We start from the raw sequence: 10983 nt of genomic DNA, 5'->3' as shown, positions 1-10983 counted from the left end.
ACCCAGGAGCCCCCCATGCCGCGCCCCCGGCAGCACCGCGCCGAAGTCACCCGCCAGGCGATTCTCGACGGCGCCGCCGTCGCCTTCGACCGGTCCGGCTTCGGCGGCACCAGCCTCAGCGACGTCGTCAAGCACGCCGGCGTCACCAAGGGCGCGCTCTACTTCCACTTCCCCTCGAAGGAAGCCCTCGCCCGCACCCTCATGGCCGAGCAACTCCGCGTCGCCGACCTCGTCCCCACCGGCCCGGAAACCCCAAGCCCCGGTATCACCGGCCCGGAAGCCTCCAGCCGCGGCACCACGGGCGCGGACACCACCAGCCCGAACCCCACGGGTCCGGGCCTCCAAACGGTCATCGACCTCACCCACCACATGGCCCACGGCCTCCGCTCCGACACCCGCATCCGCGCCGGCATCCGCCTCGTCATCGAGTTCGGCTCGTTCACCGACCCCGATCCGTCCCCGTACGAGGGTTGGATCGACATCTGCATCAAGTGCCTCACCCCCGCCCAGGACCGCGGCGACCTCCACCGCAGCCTGGACGTGCACGCCCTGTCGACGTACCTCGTCGGCGCGTTCACCGGTATCCAGGTCACCTCGCACGTCCGCACCGGCCGCACCGACCTCCACGACCGCGTCGTCGACCTCTGGAACCTGACCCTCCCGGCCATCGTCCCCGCGGACCGCCTCGCCCAGTTCGACCCGGCCGGCTCCCCCGAGTGCCGCGCAGCCCGCACCTGACGGCGACCACCCGGCCGGCAGCACGCAAGCAGCCCAGCCCCGAGCCAGCCAGCCTCCATCCCCCAGCCAGGCAGCCCGCTCCCAGCTCCCAGCTCCCAGCTCCCAGCTCCCAGCTCCCAGCTCCCAGCCCTGGAAGACACCACTCCGTTAGCAAAACTCAAGCGTGGCGCCCACACCCACCCACGAACGTTAGTAAAGTCCCTCTCATGACTTCGCCCTCGTCCCCGAGCGACCGCGAGAAGGTCGTCTCCAAACTGCCCCCGTGGCTGCGCCAGGAGTTGAAAATCCGCACCGCCCAACTCCGGGTGGACATCCAGGACGCCGTCCACCAGGGCATCGCCCAGTGGTCGGCCCTCGCCTCGGCCCCCTCCCCCGTCGACACCTCCGGCGCCGAGTCGTTCTCGACCTGGCTGCCCGCCGGCCAGTGGGAGTCCTTCCGCGCCGGAGCCAAGGACCGCGGTGTCTCCCTCATCCAGGGACTCGCCCAAGCCGTCCAGCTCTGGCTGGAGATGAACCCGGCCCCCACCGTCCAGCGCCCCTCCGTGGTCCGCCGCATCGTCGTCTGCAACCAGAAGGGCGGCGTCGGCAAGACCGCCATCACCGCGGGTACCGCCGAGGCCCTCGCCGAGGACCCCCAGTCCCTCCACCCGGTCCGCATCGCCCGCCAGCTGGCCCGTCTCACCGAGGACAACGCCACGACCGGCGCCCCACCCGGCACCACGCCCGGCACCGCAACCGGTGGTGCTGCGACCGGTGGTGCTACGACCGGCACGCACGAACCGAGCGTCTTCACCGTGGAAGACCTCCCCGGCCTCGGCATGCGCGTGCTCCTGGTCGACTTCGACCCCCAGGGCCATCTCACCAAGCAGCTCGGCCAGCAGCCCATGCCCATCGGCGGCGACAGCCTCACCTGCCACATGGCCGGCGAGGCCAAGGGCCCCCTGTCCGACCTCATCGTCCCGATCGCCGACGAACGGTTCGGCGACCGCCTCCACCTCCTCCCCTCCTGCACGGACGCCTTCCTCCTCGACGTCCGCCTCTCCACGGTCCGCGCCCGCGAGGCCGCCCTCGAACGCGCCCTCGCCCCCGTCGAGTCCGACTACGACGTCATCCTCGTGGACTGCCCGCCGAGCCTCGGCCTCAGCATGGACGCGGCCATCTACTACGGCCGCCGCCGCGACACCGAGCAGCCCGGCGCCTCCGGCGCGCTGATCGTCGTCCAGGCCGAGGACTCGTCCGCCGACGCGTACGACCTCCTCACCTCCCAGATCAACGACCTGCGCGACGACCTCAGCCTCGACATCGACTACCTCGGCCTCGTCGTCAACCTCTACGACGGCCGCCGCGGCTACATCGCGACCTCCTCCCTCCAGGCCTGGATGGACATAAAGGATCCGCGCGTCGTCGCCGTCGTACCCGACCTCAAGGAACAGCGCGAGGCCGTCCGCCTCAAGCAGCCGCTGTTCGTCTACGCCCCCAAGGGCGACCAGGCGGTCGCCCTGCGCGCCCTCGCCAGGGAGATCTCATGAGCAAGGCCGACAAGCTCGGGGTGTCAGCCTCCTTCGCCCGCGCCCAGACCGCCGTCAGCTCGCGCCGCGCCGCCATCGCGGAAGCCACCGGCGCCCCCACCTCCGGGACCGTGGCGCCCTCCGAGGTGCCGATCGAGGCGCTGGCCCCCAACCCGTTCAACCTCCGCGAGGAGCTGACCGACCTGGACGAGATGGCCCAGTCGCTGCTCTCCCGCGGCCAGCTCCAGCCCCTCGCCGTCGCCACCCGCATGGCGTTCATGGAGGCGTACCCCGGCCAGACCGACGGCCTCGGCCGGGCCCCGTACGTCGTCATCGACGGCAACCGCCGGCTCGCCGCAGCCCAGCTCGCCGGGCTGAAGACGATGCACATCCACGTCAACGACAGCCTCGCCGCCTCGGCCGCGGACATCCTGGAGTCGGCGCTCATCGCCAACGTCCACCGGGTCGACGTCGCCCCCATGGACCAGGCCCGTGCCCTCCAGGAACTCGTCGAGGTGCACGGCTCCCAGGCCCAGGTCGCCAAGCGCCTCGGCAAGACCCCGGCCTGGGTCTCCCAGCGCCTGACCCTGCTGAACCTCACCCCTCCCCTCCAGGAGAAGGTCGAGTCGGGCGAGCTCAAGGTGGAACCGGCCCGCCGCATCGGCCGCCTCCCCCAGGAGCAGCAGGAGGCCGCGGCGGCGGAGACCATTAACGCCGTTAACACCAACCCCCCACGCCAACGCACCCGGGTCAGCCCCGTCAGCACGGACACCCCACCCCCGCCGGCCACAGCGGCGACGCCGACGCCGATGCCGGCCACGCCGACCACGACCACGCCCCCGAGCCGCCGCATCACGATCGCGACGGACACCCCGGAGACGATCGCGGACGCCCTGACCGCCCACCTCCCCCCGGACGACCTCAAGGCCGTCACGGAGCTCCTGATGTCCCGCATCTGACACGCAAGAAACCCGAGCACCACGCAGGGGGCGCTGACGGCATTAACGCCGTTAACGCCCCCACGTGCGTTTCAGGTGCGTTCCACCGTGCGTTTCACATAGGCTCGACCCTGGAGGTACCCATGCACAACGAACAACAGAGCCTCTTCGCAGCGGTGGACGCCCTGCTCGAAGAAGCCGCCGCCAAGGACGCGCTCCCTCACCCGGACGAGCGCAAGCGCCTGCGCGAGGCCGCCGGCCTGAGCCAGGACCAGATCGCCAAGGCCCTGTCCGTCCTCGGCCTCGGCCGCGGCGCCCTCGTCCCGGTGCCCACCCTGCCCGGCCGCGAGGCCGTCGACCCGGCCGCCCTCGACCGGGCCCTGGCCGACACCCCCGGCCCCGCCGTGGTCGTCGCCAACGCCGGCACCGTCAACACCGTCGACTTCGACGACCTCCGCGCCGTCGCCGCCCTGCGCGAGCGCCACGACTTCTGGCTCCACACCGACGCCGCCTTCGGCGCCTTCGCCGCCCTCTCCCCGTCCCACGCCCACCTCACCGCCGGTCTCGACGCCGCCGACTCGGTCTGCGTGGACCTGCACAAGTGGCTCAACGTGCCCTACGACAGCGCCGTGCTGTTCACCCGCCGCCCGGACCTCCAGGCCCGCGTCTTCGCCAACGCCGCCGCCTACCTCGGCCCGCTCGGCCCCCGCCCCGACCTGGTCCACCTCACCCCGGAGAACTCCCACCGGCTGCGCGCCCTGGCCGCCTGGTTCACCCTGCGCGCCTACGGCCGCGCCGGCCACCGCGAGATCGTCGAACGCGACATCGCCTGCGCCCACGCCCTCGGCGAGCACCTGGCCGCGGACCCCGCCTTCCGCCTCCTGGCCCCGGTCCGCCTGAACGTCGTCTGCTTCACCCTCGCCGACACGCCCACCCCCGAACGCCTCACCGCCCTGCGCACGGCCGCCGCCCCCGAGGTCTTCGTCACCCCGACCGTCCTGGACGGAACTCCCGCGCTGCGCGCCGCGTTCTCCAACTGGCGTACCACCCCCGCGGACGTACGCCGGGCCGCCGAGGCCCTCCGCACCGCGGCAAGGGAGCTCGCATGACCCACGACGCCACCCACCCCACGCCGCCCACGGCGCCCGCCCTGACGCTCCCCGAGGTGGAGGCCCTGGCCCGGGCGGCCCACGAGGGCCAGACCGACAAGGCCGGCCGCCCCTACGCCGAACACCTGGCCGCCGTCGCCGAAGGCGTCCGCGCCCGTGGCGGCAGCCCCGACCAGCAGGCCGCCGCCTGGCTCCACGACGCGGTCGAGGACGACGCCCTGAGCCGCGCCTGGCTGGATTCGGCCGCCCTCCCGCAGTCGGTGAAGGACATGGTCCTGGCGGTCACCAAGCGCCCGGGCGAGCCCGTGGAGGAGTACACGGCCCGCATCCTGGCCACCCCGGGCGCCCTCCTGGTCAAGGAGGCCGACCTCGCGCACAACGCCGACCCGGCCCGCCTGGCCGCCCTCGACGCCCCCACCCGGGACCGACTGACCGCCAAGTACGCATCCGTCCGCTCCCTCTTGGGCCTCCCACATCCCCCGAGTTGACGGCAAACGTCCCCACCGGACGTCTAGCGGGGGCCCGTTGGTGGCACGATGGTCCATGTGGGGGTACGCAGGGCCGTACCCCTGGCCGACCAGGGGACGACCGAAGGTGTGATCAGAAGTGGCCATTTCGCTGTCAGTGGTGGTTCTGTTGGCGATCATCATGGTGGTGCTGATCCGCGGCAACCACATCAAGCCGGGCCCGGCCATCGTGGCCGTCCTCTTCGGCTTCTTCCTGGCCTCCAGCTCGATCGCCCCGGACGTCAACCGCTTCCTGAACTCCCTGGCGGACACCATCGCCGGCATCAAGCTCTGACCCGGGGCGCCTCCCGCCCGAAACCTCCGCACGAAACGCCTCAGGGCCGGACCGTGGGTTCCCCCACGGTCCGGCCCTGAGCCATCAAGAGCGGGCGACGGGAATCGAACCCGCGTAGCTAGTTTGGAAGATCGCGTACGCGCCTGACCCCTGACCTGGCAAGACGCTGACCTGCACACTCGCGGCCATCAACCCGCGGCTTCCCTCTGTTCCCCGCTGCGCACCGCCCGTTCGGGCACACGGAGGGCACGCGACTTAGCCGGCCTGATGGCGCCGTGCGACCTTCGCGCCGCTGCATCCAACGAGCAAGCCCGTCAGCGCTGCGGCGTTGGCATACAACCCCGCGATCTCCGCTGCTGCAGGGTAGAGAACGAGCACGATAACGATCACTGTGATCGTCCAGGGGGCGGGAATAGGGTTTGACAGCTCCTGGGTAGCAAGGGTCACACTCATCAAAGAGCCTCCAAGGCTTCCTGGCCCATCTCGACCGTGCATGCCGCCAAGCCGTTCGGTCGGGGTGGGCTTTGTCGTGGTGGGAACCATAGTGGCGCTTCAGCGCAGGGCCGATGAAGTCGAGCTTGCCGGGCACCCGAGGTATCTTTAGTGCCCGTAACGCTGTGCTGTGAGAGGCGCGCGTCACGGACGGCACGCTGGCTACCTGCAAGGATTTCGGGTGCTATGCACGCCCATAGCACATACCTCAGACAGTCGGGACGCTGTGCTAAGGCGATTTTCCCGGTTGACCCGATCTGTCATGTTCCTCTGTTTGCCGGAGCTTTGCCGAATGGCGTAGAGGGTGTACCGCCGATGCCGTAGGCGTGGTTGTTGTTCGCAAGATGGTCCGAGGAAAACGCGCCTTCGCTGGCGGGCTGCTGTCTCGCCAGCCACAGCGCGCCTCCGCTGTCATCCCGTCTGCCGTCGACCCACACGAAGTGATAGCGGGGCAGGCTTCTGGGGCCCAGGTGGAGCGCCCTGCTGGACGAACGACCTGGGCCCCAGAAGCCTGGTCTGCTAGGGCTTGCCTGGGTCGACGGTAGACGGGATGACAGCCCCCACCCGCACCACACACCGGCCCGCAGACGCACGACGGCCCCCTCCATCCCGGAGCCTGAGCGCCCCCGCCGGAGGCATCGTCTTGACCTTCAGGTGTCGTCGGGCCTTGGCGTTCCCGGGGCTCGGCCTGCGTCGTTCCGGCGGGTGCCTGGCTGGCTTTGGCGTTGGCCGGGCGTGGTCCTGGTGGTGGTCAGGGGGCTTGCTCGGTGGGGAACGCCCGGTGGGCGGTGGGTGGTTGTGGAGCTGGGGCGCCGGCCTTCTGAGGGCTTGGCCCGACCATCAACCCTCGCCGGTTCTTCGGCGTGCGGCCGGCCGCGGGGCCGGAGCGGGGCGCAGACAGGAGCGCAGGCCCGGCGGACGGGCCGCGCGCGCCGCGCTGTGCGCGGCGGGTGCCTTGATGGAGTAGGGAAACTTTCACCGCACGGGGAACAGCCGGCGCCCGTCATGGCTCCGTACATGCGGCCCGTGCCCGTCGAGGGCGTCCAACAGCCGGATCGCGTAGACCTCGGACATCCGCTCGGAGACCTCGCCGGGCGTGAGCCACTGCACCGCCGTGGTCTCGTCGGACGTACGCTCGGCACCCCCGGTCGCCTTGCACCGGAAGACCAGGGCCACGACCCCGAGGGTGACGTTCTTGTAGACCCCCGTCAGCTCCGCCACGTCCACATCGAGCCCGGTCTCCTCCAGGACCTCGCGCCGAACGCCTTCCTCCGGCGTCTCCGAGATCTCCAGCACCCCGCCCGGCAGCTCCCACGTCCCGTTGTCCGCCCGCCGGATCGCCAACAGCCGGCCGTCGTCGCGTACCACCACCCCGGCTACAGACACGGAGTGGCGAGGCGTTGACCGGGTCGCCGGGGCACTGTTACTCATGTACAGGAGCATAGGAGGAAGAGAAGGACCATGGGAACAGCCGTAGGAGGTGGCAAGGCCGTACCTCGGTACTTGCAGATCGCCGAGGACATCGTTCAGCAGATCCGCGCCGGCGCATTGAAGCCTGGCGACCAGGTGCCGAGTGAAGCGGAGATGGTCGACCGCTACGGCGTGTCCGGCGGGACCATTCGCAAGGCCATGACCGAGATCCGCGCCAGCGGGCTCGTGGACACCCGGCACGGCAAGGGCTCGTACGTCAAGGCCCGGCCGCCCGTGCGGCACCGCTCTTCCGACCGCTTCCGGCGCTCCCTCCGTCGTGGGGGCAAGGCCGCGTACCTCGCCGAGTCGGAGCAGTCGGGCGCGACTGCGAAGGTCAGCATCATCTACATCGGTCCCATGGAGGCCCCCGAGGACATCGCCGGTCGGCTGGGTGTCGACCCCGGTACGAAGGTCCTCGCGCGCCGGCGCCTGTACTTCCGGAACGGGACCCCGGTCGAGACCGCCACGTCGTACCTGCCGTGGGACGTGGTCAAGGACATCCCCGAGCTGTTCGAGGAGAACCCCGGTGGCGGCGGCATCTATGCCCGACTGGAGGACCACGGCCACGAGTTCGCGGAGTTCGTGGAGACCCTCCAGGCGCGGCCGGCGGCCAAGGCCGAGGCTTCGGAGCTGGCGCTGAGCCCTGGGGCTCCGGTCGTTCACCTGCTGCGCAACGCGGTCACGGAGGAGGGGCGCGTCGTGGAGGTCTGCGACACCCTGATGGCGGCTGACCAGTTCGTCTTCGAGTACCGGATCCCCGCCGCCGACTGACGGCCGCTCAACTCCCCGCAGCCCGCCGCGAGTTTTCTTCCGTGGCGGGTTGACTCATGTATAGGAGTGCGGCACTCTTCTTCATGTCACTCCTATACATGAGTGACGGAGTCCAGCCTCTATAGAGGAGTGATCAGTCATGCGTCAGATTCCCGTCGACACCTCCGCCGCGATGCTGATGGTTGCCCAGCCGCCGAAGCCCAAGGTCAAGGACCGGCGGACGGGGGAGATCGCGACCGATCTGGAGACCGGTGCGCCGATGGTCGTCGTGGACGTGGTCTTCCTGATGGACGGCGTGTCCGACGTCCTGTCGGTCTCCGTCCCGCAGCCCGGGGTGTCGAACGAGCTGGTGATGGGGACGCCGGTCGCGATCACCGGTCTGATCGCCCGGCCGTGGGAGAACGAGTCCGGCGGTCAGAAGCGGCACGGCATCAGCTTCCGCGCCGCCGCCGTCACGTCCCTCGTTGCTGCTCCGGCTCAGGCCTGATCCCGGTGACTGGGGGACAGGTCGCCGCGCTGGTCGGCTTAGCGTTGGCCGGTGGTGGGCTGGGGTGGCTGCGGTGGAAGCGGCCCGGCTGGTATTGGCTCGGGTTCGGCTGGGTGGTCGTCGTGGTGCGGCTGTTGTGGTCGTACCGGGCGGTGATGGAGGCCTGTGGGCTGGCCGAACAGCCTTCGCGGTCCCGGGTGCTCGCGGCGAAGCTGCTCGACCGGGTTCCGGCCCGGGCCGTGCCGAAGCTGCGGCGGATCCGCATCACGCGGTTCGGGCTGGTGCTGCGGATCAAGATCCTGCCCGGGCAGGACTTCCTGGACTACGACGCCGCTACCGAGCGGCTGCGGCACTCGTGGCGGACCCACGGGGTGTACGTCCGGGCGGTGAAGCCGGGGTTCTTGGAGATCCGGCTCGTCGGCTACGACGTGCTGCGGCACGTGGTCATGCCGCGCAAGCTCCCCGCGGTCGAGCTGCTGAAGGTGCCGGTGGCATTGCGGTCGGACGGGGCCGTGCATGTGCGGGACTTCCGGGCCAGTCCTCATGAGCTGGTGATCGGCGCGACCGAGTCCGGGAAGTCCGTCTATCTGCGCGGCCTGATCAAGGGGTTGGCGGCCCAGCCCGTTGCCCTGGTGGGGATCGACTGCAAGTGGGGAGTGGAGCTGGCCCCGTTCGCCCGGCGGCTGTCGGGCCTCGCCTACACCCCGGAAGATGCCGTCGGGCTGCTGGACGTGCTGGTAGAGGAGATGGTCCAGCGCTACGAGCTGATCCGGGCCTCGCAAGGCCTGGGGGCCGGTGTCGTGGCCGAGGAGATCACCTCGGACGTGTGGGGTCTGCCCGAGGACCTTCGGCCGGCGCCGATCGTGCTGATCGTGGACGAGGTGGCGGAGCTGTTCCTGATCGCCAACAAGGCCGACGAGAAGCGCCGCGATCACATGGTCACCCAGTTGATCCGGCTGGCTCAGCTCGGCCGCGCCGCCGCCATCTACCTGGAGATCTGCGGCCAGCGCTTCGGCTCCGACCTCGGATCCGGCGCGACTGCTCTGCGGGCCCAGCTCACCGGTCGCGTCGCGCACCGGGTCAACGACGAGGCTTCCGCGAAGATGGCGCTCGGCGACATCAGCGTCCGTGCCGTGGGCGCGGCCACCCGTATCGCCGTCGAACGGCCCGGCACGGCTGTGGTCGGCCTGCTCTCCGGCGGCTGGGCCCGTATCCGGTCGGCGTTCGTCTCCCTCGACGACGTCGCGGCTGTCTGCGCCGAGACCGCGCACCTGACGCCGTACATCCCGGGCCTGGCGGACTTCCGCCCGCAGCCTGCGGTGCTGCCTGCTCAGGCGTCCAAGCAGACCGTCTGACGCTCCGCTCCCCAACTCGTCGGCGCGACCGTATCGCGCCAGGTCCCTACCCCTCCCATGCCTGAAGGAGGTGAAACACGATGCACTCGAAGATCCGGCCGGACGCCGTCCTCGTGCAGGCCGTGATCGCGGGGGCCTTGTCCTTCGCTCACCTGCACGACCTTGCCGCCGCTGCTGGGCAGGACGGGTGGAAGGCCTGGGCCTACCCGGTCAGCGTGGACCTGCTGCTCGTCGCCGCCTGGCGACGCCTCCGGCTCCTCCGGGATGCCGGGGAACCGACCCGGTCGGCCTGGACCTGGTTCGCCGTGGCGCTGGCGGCCTCGCTCGGCGCGAACGTCGCCACCGCCGGCCTTCTCGACCTCCACGCCGTCCCGGACTGGCTGCGGATCCTCGTCGCCGGATGGCCGGCGCTGGCCTTCCTCGGCGGAACCCTCCTGGTCCACAAGCACGACGACCCCGAAGCCGTCCCGGTCACGGAGGTCGAGCCCGACCAGGACGAGGACCAGGTCCAGGTCCTCGACGCCGAACCGTTACCCGCTCCCGAACCGGAGCCCGCGCTGGCGCCGGTCCTCGCCGAGATCCCGGCGGCCGAACCGGCCCCAGCCCTGCCCGCGCCGGCCCCGCCGGTCGCCGTTCCGGACGCGCTCCTCGCCTACGGCCGCAAGGTCGCCGACGAGCACCGCGCCCGCACCGGCAACCCGATCGACCCGGACGCGCTCCGCGCCCGCCTGGGTGTCCCCGCCCCGATGGCCGACGCCATCGCCGCACAGCTCGCCTGAGAGGAGAACCGGCTCCATGCCCCGCTACCGCTTCCGCGACGTCCGCCGCTTCGGCCCGGTCCAGGTCGCCACCTACACCGACCGCCACGGCCGCGAAGCCCACACCGCCGCCTGCACCGCCCCCGGCTGCGGCTGGTCCGCCGACTACGCCGACCGCTCCGCCGCCGAACTCGCCGCCACCGCCCACCGCTGCTCGCCGCGCTGACCCGTAAGGGAGACCCGTCGTGAACTCCGTCCCGCTCTGGCTCGCCGTCGCCGTCGTCGGCCTCCTCGGCGTCAAGCTCATCCGCCCGCCGTGGTGGCTGGTCGCCCTGCTCCTCCTGGGCGGCTTCCTCCTCGCCGACAGCATGCTCGCCCCCGCCATCGACTCCGCGATCAAGTAACCGCACCCCGGAAGGAGAACAGCCGATGATCCGCCCGAAGATCCCGGTCAACCCGCTCCCGACCGGCCTCGTCACCCCGCTCGCCCGACCGGCCGCGGACCTTGAAACCCGCCCCCAGAGCAGCACCCTCCCGGCCTGCGACTGCCACCACC

12 protein-coding genes and 1 pseudogene are annotated in these 10983 nt (G+C 71.1%); 12 read left to right on the top strand and 1 reads right to left on the bottom strand.

The genetic code is table 11. The features are described 5' to 3' along the window. The first annotated feature begins 15 nt into the window (after positions 1-15). The 6 genes and pseudogenes from EF918_RS25815 (at position 16) to EF918_RS25790 (ending at position 5094) form a co-directional block, all read left to right on the top strand. Positions 16-738 carry a TetR/AcrR family transcriptional regulator gene (locus EF918_RS25815; protein ID WP_125651011.1) on the top strand — a complete coding sequence of 241 codons (723 nt, stop codon included), beginning with the start codon at positions 16-18 and terminating at the stop codon, positions 736-738. A gap of 206 nt (positions 739-944) precedes the next feature. Beyond that, complete coding sequence (locus tag EF918_RS25810) at positions 945-2267, top strand: ParA family protein (protein WP_125651009.1); 1323 nt, start codon at positions 945-947, stop codon at positions 2265-2267. Beyond that, positions 2264-3205, top strand: a complete 942-nt coding sequence (locus EF918_RS25805) for a ParB/RepB/Spo0J family partition protein (protein WP_125651006.1) — start codon at positions 2264-2266, stop codon at positions 3203-3205. The genes EF918_RS25810 and EF918_RS25805 overlap by 4 nt, the downstream gene beginning before the upstream one ends. Positions 3206-3459: 254 nt before the next feature. Beyond that, positions 3460-4293: pseudogene (locus EF918_RS25800) on the top strand (aspartate aminotransferase family protein); the annotation flags it as partial. Further along, positions 4290-4781, top strand: a complete 492-nt coding sequence (locus EF918_RS25795) for an HD domain-containing protein (protein ID WP_125651004.1) — start codon at positions 4290-4292, stop codon at positions 4779-4781. The pseudogene EF918_RS25800 and the gene EF918_RS25795, both read left to right, overlap by 4 nt. Positions 4782-4899: 118 nt before the next feature. Beyond that, positions 4900-5094, top strand: coding sequence for a hypothetical protein (locus tag EF918_RS25790; protein WP_125651002.1), 195 nt, complete (start codon positions 4900-4902; stop codon positions 5092-5094). A 1467-nt stretch (positions 5095-6561) separates the two neighbouring features. Here the strand turns inward: EF918_RS25790 and EF918_RS25785 are convergent. Beyond that, positions 6562-7029, bottom strand: coding sequence for an NUDIX hydrolase (locus tag EF918_RS25785; protein WP_125651000.1), 468 nt, complete (start codon positions 7027-7029; stop codon positions 6562-6564). 18 nt (positions 7030-7047) lie between these two features. Between EF918_RS25785 and EF918_RS25780 the strand changes: the two genes are divergently transcribed. The 6 genes from EF918_RS25780 to EF918_RS25755 all read left to right on the top strand — a co-directional run bounded on the left by EF918_RS25780 (position 7048) and on the right by EF918_RS25755 (position 10831). Continuing rightward, positions 7048-7827: a GntR family transcriptional regulator gene (locus EF918_RS25780; RefSeq protein ID WP_125650998.1), complete on the top strand. Its 780-nt coding sequence runs from the start codon at positions 7048-7050 to the stop codon at positions 7825-7827. 139 nt (positions 7828-7966) lie between these two features. Beyond that, entirely contained in the window at positions 7967-8314 is a 348-nt protein-coding gene (locus EF918_RS25775; RefSeq protein WP_125650996.1) for a hypothetical protein, read from the top strand. Positions 8315-8382: 68 nt separating this feature from the next. Then, a complete protein-coding gene (locus EF918_RS25770) occupies positions 8383-9669 on the top strand; it encodes an FtsK/SpoIIIE domain-containing protein (protein WP_260610674.1) in 1287 nt (428 codons plus the stop codon). An 80-nt stretch (positions 9670-9749) separates the two neighbouring features. Further along, positions 9750-10448 (top strand): DUF2637 domain-containing protein, encoded by a 699-nt coding sequence (locus EF918_RS25765; protein ID WP_125650994.1) that lies wholly within the window; start codon positions 9750-9752, stop codon positions 10446-10448. Between the two features lie 16 nt (positions 10449-10464). After that, positions 10465-10653 carry a mobile element transfer protein gene (locus tag EF918_RS25760; RefSeq protein WP_125650992.1) on the top strand — a complete coding sequence of 63 codons (189 nt, stop codon included), beginning with the start codon at positions 10465-10467 and terminating at the stop codon, positions 10651-10653. Between the two features lie 19 nt (positions 10654-10672). Then, positions 10673-10831 carry a hypothetical protein gene (locus tag EF918_RS25755; RefSeq protein ID WP_125650991.1) on the top strand — a complete coding sequence of 53 codons (159 nt, stop codon included), beginning with the start codon at positions 10673-10675 and terminating at the stop codon, positions 10829-10831. The last annotated feature ends 152 nt before the right edge of the window (positions 10832-10983 follow it).

It is taken from the genome of Streptomyces sp. WAC06614 (assembly GCF_003949795.1).
In the GTDB taxonomy this organism is placed as follows: domain Bacteria; phylum Actinomycetota; class Actinomycetes; order Streptomycetales; family Streptomycetaceae; genus Streptomyces.
This window is presented reverse-complemented; position numbering and strand designations above follow the sequence as displayed.